The organism is Pseudomonas sp. IT-P2 (assembly GCF_949767575.1).
GTDB lineage: Bacteria > Pseudomonadota > Gammaproteobacteria > Pseudomonadales > Pseudomonadaceae > Aquipseudomonas > Aquipseudomonas pharyngis.
Genome location: NZ_CATKQA010000048.1, coordinates 84,857 through 106,488, shown reverse-complemented (window position 1 = coordinate 106,488; position 21,632 = coordinate 84,857). Strand labels below are relative to the sequence as shown.

Annotated in this window: 21 protein-coding genes; 14 read left to right on the top strand and 7 right to left on the bottom strand. The window is 61.2% G+C overall.

Annotated elements, in window-relative coordinates; translation table 11 throughout:
• Positions 1-394 precede the first annotated feature (394 nt).
• The 3 genes from hydA to preA all read left to right on the top strand — a co-directional run bounded on the left by hydA (position 395) and on the right by preA (position 4,660).
• Entirely contained in the window at positions 395-1,834 is a 1,440-nt protein-coding gene (gene hydA, locus ACM6JM_RS27900; RefSeq protein WP_085648341.1) for a dihydropyrimidinase, read from the top strand.
• Positions 1,835-2,017: 183 nt separating this feature from the next.
• On the top strand, positions 2,018-3,385 hold the full coding sequence (locus ACM6JM_RS27895) for an NAD(P)-dependent oxidoreductase (protein ID WP_163975722.1): 1,368 nt from the start codon (positions 2,018-2,020) through the stop codon (positions 3,383-3,385).
• Positions 3,386-4,660: an NAD-dependent dihydropyrimidine dehydrogenase subunit PreA gene (preA, locus tag ACM6JM_RS27890; RefSeq protein ID WP_103385958.1), complete on the top strand. Its 1,275-nt coding sequence runs from the start codon at positions 3,386-3,388 to the stop codon at positions 4,658-4,660.
• Positions 4,661-4,784: 124 nt separating this feature from the next.
• Here the strand turns inward: preA and ACM6JM_RS27885 are convergent, their stop codons facing one another.
• Positions 4,785-5,405 carry a TetR/AcrR family transcriptional regulator gene (locus tag ACM6JM_RS27885; RefSeq protein WP_007952885.1) on the bottom strand — a complete coding sequence of 207 codons (621 nt, stop codon included), beginning with the start codon at positions 5,403-5,405 and terminating at the stop codon, positions 4,785-4,787.
• A gap of 146 nt (positions 5,406-5,551) precedes the next feature.
• Here ACM6JM_RS27885 and ACM6JM_RS27880 point away from each other — a divergent pair, with 146 nt between their 5' ends.
• Genes ACM6JM_RS27880 through copD form a run of 3 tightly spaced genes read left to right on the top strand, consistent with a single transcriptional unit; the run spans position 5,552 to position 7,257 of the window.
• The gene (locus tag ACM6JM_RS27880; protein WP_085648338.1) at positions 5,552-5,986 is read left to right on the top strand and encodes a GNAT family N-acetyltransferase; all 435 of its coding nucleotides are present in this window, start codon (positions 5,552-5,554) and stop codon (positions 5,984-5,986) included.
• A gap of 47 nt (positions 5,987-6,033) precedes the next feature.
• On the top strand, positions 6,034-6,396 hold the full coding sequence (gene copC, locus ACM6JM_RS27875; protein WP_414882821.1) for a copper homeostasis periplasmic binding protein CopC: 363 nt from the start codon (positions 6,034-6,036) through the stop codon (positions 6,394-6,396).
• 3 nt (positions 6,397-6,399) lie between these two features.
• The gene (gene copD, locus ACM6JM_RS27870) at positions 6,400-7,257 is read left to right on the top strand and encodes a copper homeostasis membrane protein CopD (protein ID WP_414882820.1); all 858 of its coding nucleotides are present in this window, start codon (positions 6,400-6,402) and stop codon (positions 7,255-7,257) included.
• A gap of 2 nt (positions 7,258-7,259) precedes the next feature.
• Here copD and ACM6JM_RS27865 read toward each other — a convergent pair whose 3' ends face one another.
• A complete protein-coding gene (locus ACM6JM_RS27865) occupies positions 7,260-8,402 on the bottom strand; it encodes an HlyD family secretion protein (protein WP_039767224.1) in 1,143 nt (380 codons plus the stop codon).
• Positions 8,399-10,054, bottom strand: coding sequence for an MFS transporter (locus ACM6JM_RS27860; protein ID WP_414882819.1), 1,656 nt, complete (start codon positions 10,052-10,054; stop codon positions 8,399-8,401). Before ACM6JM_RS27860 ends, ACM6JM_RS27865 begins: the two co-directional genes overlap by 4 nt.
• Positions 10,055-10,249: 195 nt before the next feature.
• On the opposite strand from ACM6JM_RS27860, the gene ACM6JM_RS27855 reads away from it, so the two are divergent.
• From ACM6JM_RS27855 to ACM6JM_RS27825, 7 genes are all read left to right on the top strand, one after another.
• Complete coding sequence (locus ACM6JM_RS27855; RefSeq protein WP_414882817.1) at positions 10,250-11,200, top strand: polysaccharide deacetylase family protein; 951 nt, start codon at positions 10,250-10,252, stop codon at positions 11,198-11,200.
• A gap of 171 nt (positions 11,201-11,371) precedes the next feature.
• Complete coding sequence (locus ACM6JM_RS27850) at positions 11,372-12,667, top strand: OprD family porin (RefSeq protein ID WP_414882816.1); 1,296 nt, start codon at positions 11,372-11,374, stop codon at positions 12,665-12,667.
• Between the two features lie 149 nt (positions 12,668-12,816).
• Positions 12,817-13,641, top strand: coding sequence for an NAD-dependent epimerase/dehydratase family protein (locus ACM6JM_RS27845; RefSeq protein ID WP_414882815.1), 825 nt, complete (start codon positions 12,817-12,819; stop codon positions 13,639-13,641).
• A gap of 41 nt (positions 13,642-13,682) precedes the next feature.
• Complete coding sequence (locus ACM6JM_RS27840) at positions 13,683-14,576, top strand: SMP-30/gluconolactonase/LRE family protein (RefSeq protein ID WP_414882814.1); 894 nt, start codon at positions 13,683-13,685, stop codon at positions 14,574-14,576.
• Positions 14,577-14,633: 57 nt separating this feature from the next.
• Positions 14,634-15,605, top strand: coding sequence for a TRAP transporter substrate-binding protein (locus tag ACM6JM_RS27835; RefSeq protein ID WP_074688819.1), 972 nt, complete (start codon positions 14,634-14,636; stop codon positions 15,603-15,605).
• Positions 15,606-15,683: 78 nt separating this feature from the next.
• Positions 15,684-16,211, top strand: coding sequence for a TRAP transporter small permease (locus ACM6JM_RS27830; RefSeq protein ID WP_039767235.1), 528 nt, complete (start codon positions 15,684-15,686; stop codon positions 16,209-16,211).
• Complete coding sequence (locus ACM6JM_RS27825) at positions 16,211-17,491, top strand: TRAP transporter large permease (protein WP_039767236.1); 1,281 nt, start codon at positions 16,211-16,213, stop codon at positions 17,489-17,491. Before ACM6JM_RS27830 ends, ACM6JM_RS27825 begins: the two co-directional genes overlap by 1 nt.
• Positions 17,492-17,539: 48 nt before the next feature.
• Here ACM6JM_RS27825 and ACM6JM_RS27820 read toward each other — a convergent pair whose 3' ends face one another.
• The 3 genes from ACM6JM_RS27820 to ACM6JM_RS27810 are packed head-to-tail and all read right to left on the bottom strand — an operon-like array spanning position 17,540 to position 19,971.
• The gene (locus ACM6JM_RS27820; protein ID WP_064597548.1) at positions 17,540-18,340 is read right to left on the bottom strand and encodes a sulfite exporter TauE/SafE family protein; all 801 of its coding nucleotides are present in this window, start codon (positions 18,338-18,340) and stop codon (positions 17,540-17,542) included.
• Between the two features lie 9 nt (positions 18,341-18,349).
• Positions 18,350-19,594, bottom strand: a complete 1,245-nt coding sequence (locus tag ACM6JM_RS27815) for an FAD-dependent oxidoreductase (protein WP_414882813.1) — start codon at positions 19,592-19,594, stop codon at positions 18,350-18,352.
• 38 nt (positions 19,595-19,632) lie between these two features.
• The gene (locus ACM6JM_RS27810) at positions 19,633-19,971 is read right to left on the bottom strand and encodes an ArsR/SmtB family transcription factor (RefSeq protein ID WP_007952897.1); all 339 of its coding nucleotides are present in this window, start codon (positions 19,969-19,971) and stop codon (positions 19,633-19,635) included.
• Between the two features lie 104 nt (positions 19,972-20,075).
• On the opposite strand from ACM6JM_RS27810, the gene ACM6JM_RS27805 reads away from it, so the two are divergent.
• Positions 20,076-20,939 (top strand): MBL fold metallo-hydrolase, encoded by an 864-nt coding sequence (locus ACM6JM_RS27805; protein WP_039767240.1) that lies wholly within the window; start codon positions 20,076-20,078, stop codon positions 20,937-20,939.
• A gap of 71 nt (positions 20,940-21,010) precedes the next feature.
• Here ACM6JM_RS27805 and bkdR read toward each other — a convergent pair whose 3' ends face one another.
• Entirely contained in the window at positions 21,011-21,499 is a 489-nt protein-coding gene (bkdR, locus tag ACM6JM_RS27800; protein ID WP_025111414.1) for a Bkd operon transcriptional regulator BkdR, read from the bottom strand.
• Positions 21,500-21,632: the final 133 nt, after the last annotated feature.

The window sequence follows — 21,632 nt, the reverse complement described above, 5'->3', positions numbered from 1 at the left end:
GCGAAAACTTGACTGAACACTCAGGCTAAATGCCAGGCAAGTTGTCCGAACTGTCAGGACTCAATCTGGTGCACTGCATTATTTTTCTTTAGAACGCATCACCCGCAGCTCAACTTCAAGCGGCTGATTTCACATAGGAAATCTTGCTCATATTTCCAACCTGTCAAGTGCGTCAAAATGGTGAAGTGCCTCACCATTTTGGTGATTTTGTATTTTTATCGTTATTTATCATCAAGTTAAAACAGTCATAAGCTTATAAAAAATAATCTTGATCAATTGCAGAACTGCGACTAGCGTCTATTCCTGACAGCGCTGACAAGATTACGCATCTGGCGCCGCAAACAATAAAACACTAGAGCCGGCACAAGTCGGTCATGCCTGCGAGGAACTCGGAATGTCTCTGTTGATCCGTGGCGCCACCGTTGTTACCCATGATGAAAGTTACCGCGCCGATGTCTATTGCGCCGACGGCGTGATCAAAGCCATTGGTGAAAACCTGGATGTTCCCGCCGGCGCCGAAGTGCTCGACGGCAGCGGTCAATACCTGATGCCCGGCGGCATCGATCCGCACACCCACATGCAACTCCCGTTCATGGGCACCGTGGCCAGCGAAGACTTCTACAGCGGCACCGCCGCTGGCCTGGCCGGCGGCACCACCTCGATCATCGATTTCGTGATTCCCAATCCGCAGCAGTCGCTGCTCGAAGCCTTTCATCAGTGGCGCGGCTGGGCGGAAAAGTCCGCGTCCGACTACGGCTTTCACGTCGCGATCACTTGGTGGAGCGAGCAGGTGCGCGAGGAAATGGCCGAGCTGGTCAGCCATCACGGGATCAACAGCTTCAAGCATTTCATGGCCTACAAGAACGCGATCATGGCCGCCGATGACACGCTGGTGGCGAGCTTCGAGCGCTGCCTGGAACTCGGCGCGGTGCCGACCGTGCATGCGGAAAACGGCGAGCTGGTCTATCACCTGCAACGCAAGTTGATGGCCCAGGGCATCACCGGGCCGGAAGCGCATCCCCTGTCGCGGCCGTCTCAGGTCGAAGGTGAAGCCGCGAGCCGGGCAATCCGGATCGCTGAAACCATCGGCACGCCGCTGTACCTGGTGCACGTCTCGACAAAGGAAGCCCTCGACGAAATCACCTATGCCCGCAGCAAGGGCCAACCGGTTTACGGCGAAGTGCTGGCCGGGCATCTGCTGCTGGACGACAGTGTCTACCAGCACCCGGACTGGCAGACCGCCGCCGGTTACGTGATGAGCCCGCCGTTCCGTCCGCGCGGGCATCAGGACGCGCTTTGGCATGGCTTGCAGAGCGGCAATCTGCACACCACCGCCACCGACCATTGCTGCTTCTGCGCCGAGCAGAAAGCCGCCGGCCGCGACGATTTCAGCAAGATCCCCAACGGCACCGCCGGCATCGAAGACCGCATGGCGGTGTTGTGGGATGAAGGGGTGAACTCGGGGCGGTTGTCGATGCAGGACTTCGTCGCCCTCACCTCCACCAACACCGCGAAAATCTTCAATCTCTATCCGCGCAAGGGCGCGATCCGCGTCGGCGCCGATGCCGACCTGGTGCTGTGGGACCCGCAAGGCACCCGCACCATCTCCGCCAAGACCCACCATCAGCAGGTGGACTTCAACATCTTCGAAGGCAAGACCGTGACCGGTGTGCCGAGCCATACCGTCAGCCAGGGCCGGGTGGTTTGGGCCGATGGCGACCTGCGCGCCGAGCGTGGGGCGGGCCGGTATATCGAACGGCCGGCGTATCCGGCGGTGTTTGATTTGCTGAGCAAGCGGGCTGAGTTGCACAGGCCTGTGGCCGTCAAGCGCTGATTCCCTGATTGCCGATGATCGTTCCCACGCTCTGCGTGGGAATGCCTCAAGGGACGCTCTGCGTCCAGTGACGCGGAGCGTCACGGGCTGCATTCCCACGCGGAGCGTGGGAACGATCAACAGATGATCTAACCACTGCCCGACAGAGGCAGAAAACCTCAAATAACCGTGAGGCAAAAAACCGTGATCGAGACCCTGAACCATCTCCCGCACCCGCAAGAAAGTGCGGCCGCCCTCGCCGGCCATTTCACTGATCTGGCGCCGCCGCTCAACGACCGTCAGGCGCATCTGGAAGCCTCGCGCTGCCTGTATTGCTACGACGCGCCGTGCGTGAACGCGTGCCCGAGCGAGATCGACATTCCGTCGTTCATCCGCAATATCCATCAGGACAACGTGCCCGGCGCGGCGCAGAAAATCCTCTCGGCGAACATCCTTGGCGGCAGTTGCGCCCGGGTCTGTCCGACCGAGATCCTCTGCCAGCAAGCCTGCGTGCGCAACAACGCCCACGAATGCGCGCCGGTGCTGATCGGCCTGCTGCAACGTTACGCCGTGGACAACGCGCACTTCACCGAGCACCCGTTCCAGCGCGCCGCCGCTACCGGCAAACGCATCGCAGTGGTCGGGGCTGGTCCGGCGGGTTTGTCCTGTGCCCATCGCAGCGCCATGCACGGTCACGACGTGGTGATTTTCGAAGCGCGGGAGAAGGCTGGCGGGCTCAACGAATACGGGATCGCCAAGTACAAACTGGTCGACGACTACGCGCAGAAGGAGCTGAATTTCCTCCTGCAGATCGGCGGCATCGAAATCCGCCACGGACAGAAACTCGGCGACAACCTGACCTTGAGCGAACTGCATCAACAGTTCGACGCGGTGTTCCTCGGCCTCGGCCTGAACGCCAGCAAGCAACTCGGCCTGGCCCACGAAGACGCCCCTGGCCTGCTCGCCGCCACCGACTACATCCGCGAACTGCGCCAGGCCGACGACCTGTCGCAACTGCCGCTGGCCGAGCGCTGCATCGTCCTCGGCGCCGGCAATACCGCCATCGACATGGCCGTGCAAATGGCCCGCCTCGGCGCCCGCGACGTCAATCTGGTCTATCGCCGTGGCGCGGCGGACATGGGCGCCACCGGCCACGAGCAGGACATCGCCAAGGCCAATCAGGTGCGGCTGCTGACCTGGGCGCAACCGGATGAGGTGCTGCTCGATGCCCACGGCAAGGTGCGCGGCATGCGCTTCGCCCGCACCCATCTGGTGGACGGTCGCCTGCAAACCACTGGCGAAACGTTCGAGTTGGCCGCCGATGCGATCTTCAAAGCCATCGGTCAGGCCTTCGACGGCAGCGCCCTTGCCGACCCGCTGGCCCGCGAACTCAAACGTCAGGGCGAACGCATCCAGGTCGATGAAAACCTGCGCACCAGCATCCCCGGCGTCTATGCCGGCGGCGACTGCACCAGCCTCGATCAGGACCTGACCGTGCAAGCGGTGCAACACGGCAAACGCGCCGCCGAGGCGATCAACGCTCAACTGATGCTCAACGTGGAGGCTGCGTAAATGGCCGATCTCTCGATTGTCTTCGCCGGTATCAAAGCCCCCAATCCGTTCTGGCTGGCCTCCGCGCCGCCGACCGACAAGGCCTACAACGTGGTGCGCGCCTTCGAAGCCGGCTGGGGTGGCGTAGTCTGGAAAACCCTGGGTGAAGACCCGGCGGCGGTCAACGTGTCGTCGCGTTATTCGGCGCATTACGGCGCCAACCGCGAAGTGCTGGGCATCAACAACATCGAACTGATCACCGACCGCTCGCTGGAAATCAACCTGCGGGAAATCACTCAGGTGAAAAAGGATTGGCCGGACCGCGCGCTGATCGTTTCGCTGATGGTGCCGTGCGTCGAAGAGTCGTGGAAACACATCCTGCCGCTGGTGGAGGCCACCGGCGCTGACGGCATCGAGCTGAACTTCGGCTGCCCCCACGGCATGCCCGAGCGCGGCATGGGCGCGGCGGTCGGTCAGGTGCCGGAGTACGTCGAGCAGGTTACGCGCTGGTGCAAGACCTATTGCTCGCTGCCGGTGATCGTCAAACTGACGCCGAACATCACCGATATCCGCGTCGCCGCCCGCGCTGCACACCGTGGCGGCGCCGATGCGGTGTCGCTGATCAACACCATCAACTCGATCACCAGCGTCGACCTTGAACACATGGTCGCCCTGCCCACCGTCGGCAGCAAAAGCACCCACGGCGGTTATTGCGGCTCGGCAGTGAAGCCCATCGCGCTGAACATGGTCGCGGAAATCGCCCGCGATCCGCAGACCCAGGGCCTGCCGATCTGCGGCATCGGCGGCATCGGCAGTTGGCGTGACGCGGCGGAGTTCATCGCACTCGGGAGCGGCGCGGTGCAGGTGTGCACGGCGGCGATGCTGCATGGTTTCCGGATTGTCGATGAAATGAAGGATGGTTTGTCGCGGTGGATGGACAGTCAGGGTTACGCCAGCATCGCGGAGTTTTCCGGGCGCGCGGTGGGTAACACCACGGACTGGAAGTACCTGGACATCAACTATCAGGTGATCGCGAAGATCGACCAGGAGGCATGCATCGGTTGCGGGCGTTGTCACATTGCCTGCGAGGACACCTCACACCAGGCGATCAGCAGCCTGAAACAGGCCGATGGCACGCATCAATATGAAGTGATCGATGACGAGTGTGTGGGGTGCAATCTGTGTCAGATCACCTGTCCGGTGGCGGACTGCATCGAGATGGTGCCGATGGAAACGGGCAAGCCGTTTCTGGACTGGAATCATGATCCGCGTAATCCGTATCACGTCAGCCCTTGAATGATCGTTCCCACGTCGAGGCGTCGAACCGTCCGCGTGGGAATGCAGCCCGGGACGCTCTGCGTCCCACTGGAACGCGGAGCGTCCCTTGAGGCATTCCCACGCAGAGCGTGGGAACGATCAGTTACGGTTCTAATCCGATCCCCCGCAAAATCACGCTAGTCACCGTCTGCACCGCCCGCTCGAACTGCATGTCCGACAGCGGCTGGTGCTCATTCAGAATATTCACCTGATGATCGAAGTCCGCATAGTGCTGCGTCGAGGCCCAGATCATGTACAGCAGGCTCGACGGCTCCACCGGCAGAATCCGCTTGTCCTCGACCCACTGGCGGATCTTCGCCTCCTTCATCTTCGCCCAGTCATACAGGCTCACATCCAGCGCCTCGCCGAGGGTCGGCGCGCCGTGGATGATTTCGTTGGCCCAGACTTTCGACCCGTAAGGCCGGCTGCGCGAGTGGTTCATCTTGGCGCGGATGTAGCTGCTGAGCACCACGCGCGGATCGTCGAACATCTCGAAGCACAGCGCGTCCTGCTTCCACACTTCCAGCAGGTCGAACAGCACTGCGCTGTACAGCTCGCTCTTGGTCGAAAAGTAGTAATGCAGGTTGGAGCGTGGCAGCTGCACTTCAGCGGCGATGTCCGCCATGGCGGTGCCGCCGAAACCCTTTTCGGCGAAGACTTTTTCCGCCGCCAGCAGGATCTTGTCGACGTTGGTGCGGCGGATTTCGATCTTGTGATTGCCCATGAGGGCTCCCTGAAGACAACGTTGTTGAAGACTAGCATCCGCTCTGGGCAAGGGGCGACAGCCGAGAACGATTCTTCACACACTTGCGCTTTTTTCTGGTTTAGGATCGCCCTCCTTCTCCCCGTCAGACACTGAAGGACTCATCCATGACCATTCGAAAGCGCATCGCTGCGGATGATCCGCAGCTCGCCGCACTGTGGGAGCGCTCGGTCCGCGCCACCCACGATTTCCTCCCGGAAGACGACATCCACCGGCTGTTCCCGCTGGTGCGTGACACCTACCTGCCCGCGCTGGATGTGCAGGTTTTCGAGAACCCCGACCACTCCCCGGCAGGCTTTATCGCCACCGACGATGACACCGTGCAGATGCTGTTCATCGACCCGGCTCAACGTGGCCAGGGCATCGGCCGACGCTTGCTCGACCATGTCCGCCGCCCACTGCTGAAGGTCGACGTCAACGAACAGAACCCGCAGGCCCACGGTTTCTACCGTCACTACGGATTCGAAGACATCGGCCGCTCGGCACTCGACGGCGAAGGCCGGCCCTTTCCGGTCATTCACATGCGCCTGAAAGCCCTGTGATCCACGTTCTATACTCAGCCCGCCATTTCACTGAAAGGAATCTTTCCATGACGATGAAAAACCTGTTCACCGCTGGCGCGCTGCTGGCTTCGCTGATCGTCACTTCCCAGGCCTTTGCCCACGCCCATCTGAAAAGCCAGACCCCGGCTGCCGACAGCACCGTCGCGGCACCGGCGGATCTGCGCCTGATGTTTTCCGAAGGCGTCGAAGCCAGCTTCACCAAAGTCACCGTGACCCACGACGGCAAGCCGGTGGCGGTCAAACCGCTGACCACCGAAGGCGACAAGAAAACCCTGATCGTCACCCCCGAAGCACCGCTGACCGCTGGGGAATACAAAATCGAATGGCATGCGGTGTCGGTCGATACGCACAAAAGCGAAGGCGCCTATCAGTTCAAGGTTGGCCAGTAATTCATGAGTGAAGCGCTGGTGCTGTGCCGGTTCCTGCATTTCATCGTGGTGTTGATGCTTTTCGGGGCCTGGCTTTTCCGGCCGCTGCTGCTCAAAGGTGAAGCGCCGCTTCTGGATCGGCAGCTGGCGCGACTGACTCGCTGGCTGGCGGCGATTGCCCTGGCCAGCGGCGTCATCTGGGCGTTGTTGATTACCGCAAGCATGGCCGGTTCGGCGGCGGCCGCGTTTGATCCGGCCACCGTCGAGCGGGTCCTTGGCCACACGTTTTTCGGTCAGGTCTGGCGCTGGCATCTGATGATAAATGCCCTGTTGCTGGCGTTGCTGTTTACGCCGTGGCGTTCGAGCCGACCATTGCGGCTGGGTCTGAGCGCGCTGCTGCTGATGACGCTGGCACCGGTCGGTCACGGGGCGATGCTCGATGGCTTCAGCGGGCAGATGCTGATCCTCAATCAGGTCATTCACCTGACCTGCGTCGGCGCCTGGCTTGGCGGCCTGCTGATGCTGGTGATGATCCTGCGCCAACCCGACCAAACCGTACGCGAAGTCTTGCAGCGATTCAGCGGACTCGGCTACGGGCTGGTCGCCGGCCTGCTGGTCACCGGGTTGATCAACGTACGCGTGCTCACCGGCCAATGGTGGCCGACGCCGCTGTTCTCGGGATTCGCCCTGATCCTGCTGATCAAGGCGCTGCTGGTGTTCGGCATGCTTGCACTGGCGCTGTTCAATCGCCTGCGGATCAACGATTGCGAACAACGGCTCGACACCCTCAAACGCAGCGTCGTGCTCGAATGGCTGCTGGGGATCGGCGCCGTGGCGGCGGTTTCGGTGCTCGGCACCTTGCCGCCGATGATCGCCGCCTGAGGTCAGTGTTTCTGGGTGTCACCCGCCGCCGTATCAATGCTGACCACCACCGACATCCCCGGCCGCAGGCGCTCGCTCTCCTGCTGATCCGGATCGATGGTGATGCGCACCGGCACCCGCTGGGCAATTTTCACGAAGTTGCCGGTGGCGTTGTCAGCCTGCAACAACGCGAATTCGGAACCGGTGCCCGGCGAGATGTGCTGCACGTGGCCGGTGAACTTGCGGTGGTTCAAGGCATCGACGGTGAAGCTCGCCGGCTGCCCCACGCGTACATTGTCCATCTGGGTTTCCTTGAGGTTGGCGATCACCCATTTCTGGTTCGGCACCAGCGCCATCAACTGCGCCCCGGAGTTGACGTAGGCGCCGAGACGCACGCCGATCTGCCCGAGCTGACCGTCGCGCGGGGCGATGATCCGGGTGTTGGACAAATCGATCCGCGCCAGCTGCACCGCCGCCTCGGCGCTGGCCACCGCCGCTTCCAGCGAGCCGCGATTGACGATCACCGTTTGCAGATCCTGCCGGGCGATTTCCAGATTGGCCTTGGCCTGCGCCACCGCCGCAATGCTTTGCGCATTGGCGGCCAGCGCCACGTCCATCTCGCGCTTGGACACGGAACCGTCATTGACCAGCGCCTTATTGCGACGCAAGTCGGCCTCGCTTTTGCGCAACTGCGCCTCGCTGTCGGCCACCACCGCCTGCCGCAACTTGATAGTGGCTTCGGCGCTGTTGCGCTGCTGCACCACGTTGGCCAGCGAGGCCTTCTGCACCGCCAGTTGTGCCAGCGACTGGTCGAGACGTTGCTGATAGATGCGGTCATCGAGACGCACCAGCAAGTCGCCCTCCTTCACAAACTGGAAATCCTGCACCGGCACTTCAAACACATAGCCACTGAGCTGCGGGCCGATGATCGTCACCTGCCCGCGCACCAAGGCGTTTTCGGTGGTCTCAACTGCGCTGCTGAACGGCGGCAGTTGCCAGGCGTAAAGCACGATCAGCACACCGACGATGGCAATCGCGGCAAAGCCCAGCGACGAGATGATCCGCACCCGCAACGAACGCGGCTCGGTGTTCGGTGATGACGGCGGCGCCACGCCTTCAGGGGTGGCGGCGATGGCATTGGTGGTCGTAGTGGTCGGTTCGGTCATGAAGAAGTGGCACCGCTGGAAGGTACGGAAGGTGTCGGGGCGACGGCTTTGGTGGTGCTGATCAGCCACAGCGCACGGATGGAAATCCAGATCATGGTCAGGATTGCGATCACCGCGATCAGCATGAACACATCGTTATAGGCCAGTACGTTGGCTTCGCGCGTGGCGGCGTTGGCCAGGCTGCGAATGCCCTGCAGATTGCGCAGACTCGGGTCGGCAATCACGGAGCCGACCGCCGATCCGCCGCTCTGCACCCGGGCGGCGACACGCGGGTCGGACATCACCAGTTGCTCGACGATGTGGCTGGAATGAAACTTCTCGCGCACGATCTGGAAAGTCCCCAGCAACGCCGCGCCGATCAGGCCGCCGAGGTTGTTGCAGATCCCGAACAACACAGAAAAACTCACGAGGTTGCGCGGGTTGGTCAGCACGTTGCGCGTGCCCAGCACCATGGTCGGGCCGAGGAAGAACGTACTGCCGAACGCCAGCAGGAACTGGCTGAAATACAGGTTGCCGGGGCGGGTCAGGTTGTTCGATGAGCTGTCCATGATCGAGCCGGTGGCCATCAACGCCAGCGAAATGATCAGCGGCATCAGCAGGTGTTTCGGGTCGATGGTCAGCGCACTGGTCAGCAGCCCGGCGACGCTGCCGATCAGCATCACCACGTACAAGCTATGAAGCTGCTGGCTACTCATGTTCAGGTTCTGCATGAAGCCCACGGCGCCGGTGGATTGCTCCGAGGTCACCATGCGAATCAGGATCACCGCCAGCGCCAGACGGATCATCACCCCGCTACCGAGCCAGCGGGTCATCAGCATCGGGTTGCTGCGGTTATGTTCGATGGCCAGCCCCGCGAGAATCAGCGCAATCGACGCGGCCAGGGCGATGCCGATCCAGTCTGCTTCCAGCCACCAGTCGATCCTGCCCAGGGACAACACGGCGCACAGCAAGGCCACACCACTGGCCAGGATGGCGAAGGTGAGAAAGTCGAGGGGTTCGAAGGTCTTGAACCGGTCACCCGGCGGCAGTTTGAGCATCAGGACGCAGCCCAACGACAGCAACGCCATGCCCAATTCAAACAGGTACAGGCCGCGCCATTCGGCGATCTGCAGCAGGTCTTCGGAAAACAGTCGCGCCAGTGGCAAAGCCAATTGCGAGGTGCCCAGGCCCAGCACCAACGCCTTCATCCGCCATTTGGCCGGGAACGCCTGCACCATGTAATACAGGCCCAGCGAACTCAACGCCGCACCGACCATGCCGTGGGCCGCCCGCACCGCGACTGCTGAATTCAAGTCATTGACGAACAGATGGCCGAAGGTCACCAGCGCATACAGCACCAGAAACACCTCGGTGAACGCCCGCAGCCCGAACTGCTGGCGAAACTTCACCAGCAGCAGGTTCATCGACACGTTGGTCATCACATACGCCGCCGGCAGCCAGGCCATCTCCGCCGTGGTCGCCCCGAGCGCGCCTTGCAGGTAAGGCAGGTTGGCGACCACCAGCGCATTGCCCAGCCCACCGGTCACCGCCACCAGCAAGCCCACCAGCGCATAAGCCAGGCGCTTGGGGTTGGAGTGCAGCGGCGTCGAGGGAGAACCGGGCAGACTGGGCTTCTCGTGCGGCTGCCAGTTGCGCGGGGCGTATTGATCCATTGAAAGGCCTTGTCTTGTAGTCGCTTAAGTGTGCCGCAAATCCTGGCCAAACACCTATCCAGGCTCGCTCCCACCAGGAATTCGTGCATCGCGATTCGTAAATTTTGTTTAAAGGTCATCTCGTCCGCAGCGGATTTTTCCCAAGCGTAGCGGATGCCAACCTTGCAGCACTTCTCAACCTGCAAGGTGCCCGATATGACCACTCCCCGTTGGCAACGCTCCCCGCGTCTGCTGAAAAACCTGCTGGCCGCCACGCTGTTGCTGCCAGCCCTCGCTTTTGCCCAGGAACGCCCGTGGCCGGATGGCTCGCAACTGGTGATTTCGGTGTCGATGCAGTTCGAAACCGGCGGCCAGCCCGAGGGCGCCGAAAGTCCGTTCTCCGGCACACCGCTGCCAAAAGGTTATCCGGACCTGCCGGCGCAGACCTGGTTCGATTACGGCTACAAGGAAGGCCTGTGGCGCATGCTTGATCTGTGGGATCGCACCGGCATCAAAGTCACCTCCCACGTGGTCGGCGAAGCGGCGCTCAAGCACCCGGACCTGGCCAAGGCGATTGCCGAGCGTGGCCATGAACTGGCAGCCCACGGCATGCGCTGGGCCGACTCGTACAACATGAATTACGCCCAGGAAAAACAGTTCATCGGTGATGGCGTCGCGGCGGTGGAAAAAATCACCGGTCAGCGCTCGGTCGGCTACAACGCCAACTGGCTGCGCCGCAGCCCCAATACGCTGAAGGTGCTGCAGGATCTGAATTTCACCTACCACATCGACGACGTCAGCCGCGACGAGCCGTTCGTGACCATGGTTCGTGGACGCAAATTCGCCGTGGTGCCGTACACCCTGCGCAACAACGACATCGTGCTGGTCGAGGGCCGGCATTTCTCTGCCGAGCAGTTCTATCAGCAACTGGTGCTGGAATTCGATCGCCTCTACGCCGAAGGCGCGAGCAAGCGGCGGATGATGTCGGTGAGTCTGCACGACCGCATCGGCGGCACCCCGGCGATGGTCGAGGCCATGGAGCGCTTCATCCGGTACGCCCAGTCGCATGCGAAGGTGAGTTTCATGCGCAAGGATCAGATCGCGCAGATCGTGCTGACCGAAAAAAATCCCCTGATCGATAACACTGAAGCGCTCTACAACCAGTAAACGTGCCGACAGCAGCCCTCCTCACAGCGCTTTGAGGGCTGCCCGCTCACCCAAAGTCATCGTACGACGCCCTGTTGACTTTTCCGGAAAACCTCGCAAATATCCGCAACCATGTTGTACGACGACGTATAACAAATAATAAAAACAACAAATGAAACAGGGAGCGTCACAGTGAGCACACTCGTCTGCAATTCCGTCCGCACGTCCCGTTTTTCTATCTCCCGCCCGCGTTCCACCCTGAGCCTGATCGGCTGCGGCAGTCTCGCCCTCGCCTTGCCGATGAGCGCCGATGCCGGGGGTTTCCTCGAAGACAGCAAAGCCACGCTGAACCTGCGCAACGCCTACTTCAATCGCAACTTCGTCAACCCGAACTATCCGCAGGGCAAGGCTGAAGAGTGGACGCAGAACTTCATCCTCGACGCCAAATCCGGCTTTACCAAGGGCACCGTCGGCTTTGGTCTGGACGTGCTGGGTATGTATTCGCAGAAACTCGATGGCGGCAAAGGCACAGGCGGTACGCAGCTGCTGCCGATTCACGATGACGGACGCCCGGCGGACAATTTCGGGCGACTGGGTGTTGCGCTCAAGGCCAAGGTGTCGAAGACCGAACTGAAGGTGGGTGAATGGATGCCAGTGTTGCCCATCCTGCGCTCGGACGATGGTCGCTCCCTGCCCCAGACCTTTCGTGGCGGCCAGATCACCTCTACCGAAATCAATGGTTTGACCCTTTACGGTGGCCAGTTCCGTGGCAACAGCCCGCGCAACGATGCCAGCATGGAAGACATGTCGATGAACGGCCGAGGCGCATTCACGTCCGACCGTTTCAACTTCGGCGGCGGAGAATACACCTTCAACGACAAACGCACGCTTGTCGGTCTGTGGTACGCCGAACTCAGCGACATCTACCAACAGCAGTACTTCAACCTCAGCCACAGCCAGCCACTGGGCGACTGGACGCTGGGCGCCAACCTCGGTTTCTTCACCGGCAAGGAAGACGGCAGCGCCCAGGCCGGCGACCTCGACAACAAAACCGCATTCGCCATGCTCTCGGCCCGGTACGGCGGCAACACGTTCTACATCGGCTTGCAAAAGCTCAGCGGCGACGATGCCTGGATGCGCGTCAACGGAACCAGCGGTGGCACCCTGGCCAACGACAGCTACAACGCCAGTTACGACAACGCGCAGGAGCGTTCCTGGCAGATCCGCCACGACTACAACTTCGTGGTCCTCGGCGTCCCAGGGCTGACGCTGATGAACCGCTACATCAGCGGCGACAACGTGCACACCGGCACCATCACCGACGGCAAGGAATGGGGGCGCGAGTCGGAGCTGGCCTACACCGTGCAAAGCGGTCCGCTGAAAAACCTCAACGTCAAATGGCGCAACGCGACGATTCGCCGGGACTTCAGCACCAATGAATTCGATGAAAACCGGATCTTCATCAGTTACCCGATTTCGTTGTTGTAAACCCTGGCATGGGGTGAACGGAGGGTGAATCGGCCTTCCGTCACTTACACCGAAAGTCGCGTTGACAAGTTCCGGAAACCCTACCGATACTTCAGCGCAGTCATACGACAACCTACAACAAACCTAATAACAACGTGTAAGGGATTGCCATGACGTCCACCCCCACCGCCCCAACTCCGTTCAATCGCCTGCTGCTGACCGGCGCCGCCGGTGGCCTGGGCAAAGTCTTGCGCGAACGTCTGCGCCCGTATGCCAACGTGCTGCGCCTGTCGGACATCGCTGCCCTCGCCCCGGCCATCGATGACCGCGAAGAAATCGTGCTCTGCGACCTCGCCGACAAAGCTGCCGTGCATCAGCTGGTCGAAGGCGTGGATGCGATCCTGCACTTCGGCGGTGTCTCGGTGGAGCGCCCCTTCGAAGAAATCCTCGGCGCCAACATCTGCGGCGTATTCCATATCTATGAAGCGGCACGCCGACACGGTGTGAAGCGGGTGATCTTCGCCAGCTCCAACCATGTCATCGGCTTCTACAAACAGAACGAACACCTCGACGCCAGCTCTGCTCGTCGCCCTGACGGCTACTACGGTCTGTCCAAGTCCTACGGCGAAGACATGGCCAGTTTCTACTTCGATCGCTATGGCATCGAAACCGTCAGCATCCGCATCGGCTCGTCGTTTCCCGAACCACAGAACCGCCGAATGATGCACACCTGGCTGAGCTTCGACGACCTCACTCAACTGCTCGAACGTTCGCTGTACACCCCCAACGTCGGCCACACCGTGGTGTATGGCATGTCCGCCAACAAGGATGTGTGGTGGGACAACCGCTTCGCCAGCCACCTCGGTTTCGAGGCCAAAGACACCTCCGAAGTGTTTCGCGAAAAGGTCGAGGCGCAGCCCATGCCGGCAGCCGATGACCCGGCGCGGATCTATCAGGGCGGAGCCTTCGTTGCGGCCGGCCCGTTTGGCGATTGACCGGCGCGATTCACGTCTCCAATAAAACCAAGGGAATGAGTATGCAAGCCGAATTGATCGTCGACGCCCGCAACGCGGTGGGTGAAAGCCCGGTCTGGGTATCGCAGGAGAACGCCTTGTACTGGGTCGATATCCCCAACGGCGGCCTGCAGCGCTGGAGCGCCGACACTGGCCATGTCCATGCCTGGAAGACTCCCGAAATGCTTGCCTGCATCGCCCGCCACAGCAAGGGCGGTTGGGTTGCCGGGATGGAGAGCGGGTTCTTTCATCTGCAACCGCATGGCGATGGCAGCCTCGACAGCGACCTGCTCGCGACCGTGGAACACAACCGCCAGGACATGCGTCTGAACGACGGTCGCTGCGACCGCCAGGGCCGGTTCTGGGCCGGCAGCATGGTGCTGAACATGGGGCTGAATCTGCCCGAGGGCCGGCTCTATCGTTACGGTGCTGGGCAAACAGGCGTGATCGAGGCACAGCTTGATGGCTTCATCGTGCCCAATGGCCTGGGCTTCAGCCCGGACGGCAAAACCATGTACCTGTCGGACTCGCACCCGAACGTCCAACTGATCTGGGCTTTCGACTACGACACCGAGACAGGCACACCCTCCAACCGGCGGGTGTTCGTGGACATGAACCATTTTTACGGCCGCCCCGACGGCGCAGCCGTGGATGCCGATGGCTGCTACTGGATCTGCGCGAACGACGTCGGCCTGATCCATCGTTTCACCCCGCAAGGTCGCCTTGACCGCTCGCTGTCGGTGCCGGTGAAAAAACCCACCATGTGCGCCTTCGGCGGCAGCCGGATGGACACCTTGTTCGTGACTTCGATTCGCCCCGGCGACGACCAGGATCCGCAGTCCCTGGCCGGCGGCGTGTTCGCCCTCAACCCCGGCGTCAAAGGCCTGCCGGAGCCATTGTTCGACGACCTGCTGTAACCCCCTGCTGCATTGCTGTGCCTTGAACACAAAAATAACAAGACTGGAGAACCCCTCATGGACTTCAAACGCACGTTGCTCGCCGTCGCCCTCCCCCTCGCGCTCACCTTCGGCAGCGCGGCCCAGGCGCTGGAAATCAAATTCGCCGACATCCACCCCGCCGGGTATCCGACCGTGGTCGCCGAAGAACAGTTGGGCAAGACCCTGGTTGCCGAAAGTGACGGCAAGCTGACCTTCAAGATGTTCCCCGGCGGTGTACTCGGCTCGGAAAAGGAAGTGGTCGAACAGGCCCAGGTCGGCGCCATCCAGATGGCCCGCGTCAGCCTCGGGATCGTCGGCCCTGTGGTGCCGGACGTGAACGTGTTCAACATGCCGTTCGTGTTCCGTGACCAGGCGCACATGCGCAAAATCATCGACGGTGAAATCGGTGACGAGATCCTCGACAAGATCACCAACTCCGAATTCAACCTCGTGGCGCTGGCGTGGATGGACGGTGGCACGCGCAACATCTACACCAAGAAACCGGTGCGCAGCCTTGAAGACCTTAAGGGCATGAAAATCCGCGTGCAGGGCAACCCGATGTTCATCGAGACCATCAACGCCATGGGCGGCAACGGTATCGCCATGGACACCGGCGAAATCTTCAGTGCCCTGCAGACCGGCGTCATCGATGGCGCGGAAAACAATCCGCCGACCCTGCTCGAACACAACCACTACCAGAACGCCAAGTTCTACAGCCTGACCGGGCACCTGATCCTGCCCGAGCCCATCGTGATGTCGAAAATCACCTGGGAAAAACTCAGCCCCGATCAGCAGACCCTGGTGAAAAAAGCCGCCAAGGCTGCGCAGGCCCAGGAGCGCACCTTGTGGGATGCCAAGTCGGCCAGCAGTGAAGAGAAACTCAAGGCCGCCGGCGTCGAGTTCATCACGGTCGACAAGAAACCCTTCTACGAGGCCACCGCTTCGATCCGCGAAAAATACGGCGCGCCCTACGTCGACCTGATCAAACGCATCGAAGCCGTTCAGTAACCTCCCTGCCCTCAATACAAGGCCCGGCAGCGCTGGCGTCGCTCGACGCTCACGCCTGCCCGGTTACGGTGGAACCCGATGAAGAATTTGCTGCTGCGCATCAATGACCGGATCTACATGGCCTGCATCTGGGTCGCCGGCCTGTCGGTGCTGACCATTTCCCTGATCATTCCCTGGGGCGTGTTCGCCCGTTACGTCCTCGGCACCGGCTCGAGCTGGCCGGAGCCCACCGCCATCCTGCTGATGATGGTCTTCACCTTCATCGGCGCCGCCGCCAGCTACCGCGCCGGGGCGCACATGGCGGTGGCGATGGTCACCGACCGCCTGCAACCGAACATGCGTCGAACCATGAGCATCGTTTCCCAAGTGCTCATGGGCACCATCTGCCTGTTCATGACCATCTGGGGCACCAAGCTCTGCCTGTCGACGTGGAACCAGTTCATGAGCGCCCTGCCGACATTGCGCGTCGGCATCACCTACATGCCGATCCCGATTGGCGGCGCGCTGACGCTGATTTTCGTGCTGGAAAAACTCTTGCTCGGCGATCAAAGCAATCGCCGCGTGGTGCGGTTCGACCTGGTTGAAGAAAACGAAGGGGCTGCCTGATGGACGCATTGATTCTGCTGGGCAGTTTTATCGCACTGATCCTGATCGGCATGCCGGTGGCCTATGCGCTCGGGCTGTCGGCGCTGATCGGCGCGTGGTGGATCGACATCCCGTTCCAGGCCCTGATGATTCAGGTGGCGGGCGGGGTGAACAAATTCTCGCTGCTGGCGATTCCGTTCTTTGTGCTGGCCGGCGCGATCATGGCCGAGGGCGGCATGTCGCGACGGCTGGTGGCGTTCGCCGGGGTACTGGTGGGCTTCGTGCGTGGCGGGCTGTCGCTGGTCAACATCATGGCCTCGACGTTTTTCGGTGCGATTTCCGGCTCGTCGGTGGCCGATACCGCGTCGGTAGGTTCGGTGCTGATCCCGGAAATGGAGCGCAAGGGTTATCCCCGGGACTTCTCCACGGCAGTGACCGTCAGTGGTTCGGTGCAGGCCTTGCTGACTCCGCCGAGTCACAACTCGGTGCTCTACTCGCTGGCGGCTGGCGGCACCGTGTCCATCGCTTCGCTGTTCATGGCGGGTGTCGTGCCGGGCCTGCTGATGAGCGCATGCCTGATGGTGCTGTGCCTGATTTTCGCGCGCAAACGCGACTATCCCAAAGGCGAAGTGATCCCGATGCGCGAAGCCTTGAAGATCTGCGGCGAAGCGCTGTGGGGGCTGATGGCGATGGTGATCATTCTCGGCGGGATTCTGTCGGGGATCTTCACAGCCACCGAGTCGGCGGCCATCGCCGTGCTGTGGTCGTTTTTCGTCACCATGTTCATCTACCGCGACTACAAATGGAGTGAGCTGCCGAAACTGATGCATCGCACGGTGCGCACCATTTCCATCGTGATGATCCTGATCGGCTTCGCCGCCAGCTTCGGCTACATCATGACCCTGATGCAGATCCCGGCGAAAATCACCACGCTGTTCCTGACCCTGTCCGACAACCGCTACGTGATCCTGATGTGCATCAACGTCATGCTGCTGTTGCTCGGCACCGTGATGGACATGGCGCCGCTGATCCTGATCCTTACGCCGATTCTGATGCCGGTGATCCTCGGTATCGGCGTCGACCCGGTGCAGTTCGGCATGATCATGCTGGTCAACCTCGGTATCGGCCTGATAACGCCGCCGGTGGGCGCCGTGCTGTTCGTGGGTTCGGCGGTGGGCAAGGTCAGCATCGAAAGCACCGTGAAGGCGCTGCTGCCGTTCTATGCGGTGCTGTTCCTGGTGCTGATGCTGGTGACCTATGTTCCGGCACTGTCGCTGTGGTTACCGCACCTGGTGTTGTAACGCTGACGCTGTGGCGAGGGCGTTCGCTCCCTCGCCACAGGTGTTGTCTCACGCCCGCAGCAACATGTAAGCCGCAACCACCAGGCACACACTGGCAAACCCCACCTGCAACGTCCTCGCCGGTACTCGCGCGCAAAGTTGGCGACCGATGATCATGCCGACGATGCTCGCCACAATGAACGCAGCACCCAGTCGATCTATCCGCACGCCCGCATGGAACGCGCCGATCACGCCGATGGCGGAAATCAGGCTGATGACCATCAGTGAAGTGGCGACGATCCCGCGCATCTGCACATCGGTCAGTTGCTTGAACGCCGGCACGATCAGAAACCCGCCGCCCACCCCCAGCAAACCGGACACCACGCCGGTGACCGCGCCCAATGCTGCGAGGGTCGCGGTGCATTTGGCGGTCCAGTCGAAACGGCCGGTCTGTTCATTGAGCATGCAGTTCTTCTGGCCCCAACTGGCGTGGCCATGGTCGCTCGGGCCCTCCTGCTGGCGTTCGCGGCGCAGCATGCGCCACGCCACCATGACCATCAGCAGGCTGAACAGAATCATCAAAACCTTTTCCGGCAACTGATGGGCGAAGTAGATGCCCACTGGCGAAAACACCGCGCCGAGCGCTGCAATCAGCAGCGCCGCGCGATAGCGCACCAGACCGTGACGCAAACCATCGATCGCGCCGACCGCCGCCGCGCTGCCCACTGCAAACAACGCCACCGGCGCCGCTTGCGTCATCGTCCAGCCCAGCCCCAGCACCAGCGCCGGCACCGCGAGAATCCCGCCGCCGGCCCCGGTCAGACCAAGGACCAATCCCATCACCACGCCAAACAGACTTGCCAGCAACATAGCGTGTTCTCAGTCGACCCTGGACAGACGCGTCAGCCATTCGCGGCCCTTGAGCATGCCGTTCCAGTAGAACCACGGCAGCAGCGTCGCCTTCAGCCACCACGCGGAGCGGCGCGGCACGGTCGGGTCGAGGGGAAAGGTCGGCAGCAATTTTCCGCCGTAGCCGAACTCGGCGAGGATCACCTTGCCCTTCTCTACCGTCAGCGGGCAGGAACCATAGCCGTCGTACTTGAGCGGCAGTGCCAGATCCTTGCGCAGGGCGAGAAGGTTTTCCGCCACCACCACGACTTGCTTGCGCACTGCCGCGGCGGTTTTCGCATGGGTGGTGCCGCAGATATCGCCCAGGGCAAACACGTCGGGATAACGCGGATGTTGCAGCGTGTGCGGATTGACCTCGCACCAGCCAGCGGCGTCGGCCAGCGGACTTTGCGCGATGAAATCCGGTGAAACCTGCGGCGGGACGACGTGCAGCAGATCGAAAGTCTTGGCCTGGCGGGTGACGTTGCCGTCCGCATCCTTGACGTCGAACCAGGCGGTTTTCGCCGCGCCGTCGACCTTTACCAGATTCGAATTGAACGCCAGCCGCGCGTTGTATTTGTCGATGTACTTCATCAGCGGCGGTACGAAGGTCGGGACGCCGAACAATGCGGCGCCGGCCAGATTGAACTCGACCTCGACCTTGCTCAGCACGTTGCGCTTGAGCCAGTGATCGCAGGACAGGTACAGCGCCTTCTGCGGCGCGCCGGCGCACTTGATCGGGATTGGCGGCTGGGTGAACAGCGCTCTGCCGCCGCGCAGTTTCTGCACCTGATCCCAGGTGTATTGCGCGTGCTGATAGCTGTAGTTGGAAGTGACGCCGTGCTGGCCGAGGCTTTCCTGCAAGCCTTCGATCTTCTCCCACGCCAGGCGCAGGCCGGGGCAGACGATCAGGTTCTGATAGGTGACAGTGCGTTGATCGTTGAGGGTGAGGCGGCGCTGGTCGGGATCGATGCCGGTCACTGCAGCCTGAATCCAGGTGGCCTGACGCGGCATCACTTTGTTCATCGGTCGGGCAGTGTCTTTGGCATCAAAGGCACCACCGCCGACCAGCGTCCACGCCGGCTGGTAGTAATGCAGGGTGCTCGGCTCGATCACTGTGATTTTCAGGCCGGGATCGCGCTTGAGCAGGCTCGCGACAAAACCGATACCGGCAGTGCCGCCGCCGATGACCACGATGTCCGCACTGATGGATGGGCCCCAGTGTTGATCGTTCATTGTTTGTTCCTTATGGCTGCACGCAAGGATAGCCGGGTCTATTGCGCCCAGCTTTTGAGCACGGCTCCGCAGTAGAGTCCGGAAAGGGTTTTCATCACCTGGATCACTTCGTGACTGGCGAGACCGTAAAAAATGTACTTGCCTTCACGACGGGTCGCGACCAGCCCTTCATCACGCAGGATACCCAGCTGCTGGGACAGGGTCGGCTGCCGCACGCCGGTCATTTTCTCCAGCTCGCCGACGTTGCGCTCGCCCTGGGTCAACTGACACAGGATCAACAGTCGGTCTTCGTTGGCCAATGCCTTGAGCAGCGAACAGGCCTTGGAAGCCGAGGCGCGCAGTTGGGCGACTTCACATTCGGTCAGACTGGATTGCATTTGCAGGATGCCTTCAACGTCACTTAAGCTGCGGACATTATGTGTTTACATAAAGTGTTGCAACCCACGACTGACTTTTCGTCCTCTGCCACAGGTTCATGTCCATGCCCGCGTTGATTGAAGCCTTTCTCGACCCCGCCTCCTCGACCTACAGCTACGTGGTCTACGAAGCCGACGGTGGGCAATGCGCGATCGTCGATCCGGTGCTCGATTACGACGGTGCCGCCGGTCGCACCTGCACGGCACAGGCGGACAGGATCATCGCCTTCGTTCGCGCCCACGACCTGCAAGTGCAATGGCTGCTGGAAACCCATGCGCACGCCGATCACCTGTCCGCCGCGCCGTACCTGCGTCGGGAACTGGGCGGGAAAATCGCGATTGGCGAATCGATCAGCAAAGTGCAGAACGTGTTCAAGGCGCTGTTCAACCTGGAACCGGAATTTCGCGTCGACGGCTCGCAGTTCGATCATCTGTTCGCGCCGAACGAGTCATTCAGGATCGGCAATCTCAAGGCCACCGCCCTGCACGTCCCCGGCCACACCCCGGCGGACATGGCCTATTTGATCGATGGCGAGCAGATTCTGGTCGGCGATACGCTGTTCATGCCCGACGTCGGCACCGCCCGTTGCGACTTTCCCGGTGGCAACGCGCATCAATTGTTCAATTCGATTCACAAGCTGCTGGCCTTCCCCGCCAGCGTGAAGCTCTACGTCTGCCACGACTATCCACCCGAAAGTCGCCAGGCACAGTGCCAGACTACTGTCGGTGAACAGCGCAAAAGCAATATCCATGTGCATGACGGCGTCGATGAAGCCACGTTCGTTGAAATGCGCACACGGCGGGACGCGGGGTTGGGAATGCCGACGCTGTTGCTGCCGGCGATTCAGGTCAATGTCCGGGCGGGGGATTTTCCGGCGGCGGAAGATAACGGCGTTGTGTACCTGAAGATTCCGCTCAACAAACTGTAATCAACTGATCGGAAGCGGGACGCGGAGCGTCCATGGCGGCATTCCCACCCAGAGCGTAGGAACGATCATCTTCAAGCACCCAATGTCAAACCGTTCGCCGGCAACGGCAACGCCGTCTTGTAGCGCACCTGCTTGAGCGCAAAGCTCGACCGAATGTTGGCCACGCCCGGCACCTTGGTCAGAAAGTCCATCATGAAGCGCTCGAGCGACTGGATGGTTGGTACCAGCACCCGGATCAGATAGTCCGGGTCGCCGGCCATCAAGTAGCACTCCATGACCTCCGGGCGATCGGAAATCGCCTCTTCGAAATGCTGCAGGGCCTCTTCCACCTGCTTCTCCAGGCTGACGTGAATGAACACGTTGACGTGCAGCCCCAGCAGGTCGGCATCCAGCAGGGTTACCTGCTCGCGGATCAGCCCCAGTTCCTCCATCGCCTTGACCCGGTTGAAGCACGGCGTCGGCGACAGATTGACCGAACGGGCCAGGTCGGCGTTGGTGATACGCGCGTTCTCCTGAAGGCTGTTGAGAATGCCGATATCGGTACGGTCCAGTTTGCGCATGAGACAAAACCACCTGTTTTTTATGTTTATGCAGAATTTCTATCTGCAAATGATCTTCAGCGCAACGAAACAGAGAGAAATATTCTTCTTGGCCGGGCCTATGATTGTTGTAGGACAAGATTTCTTTTATCGA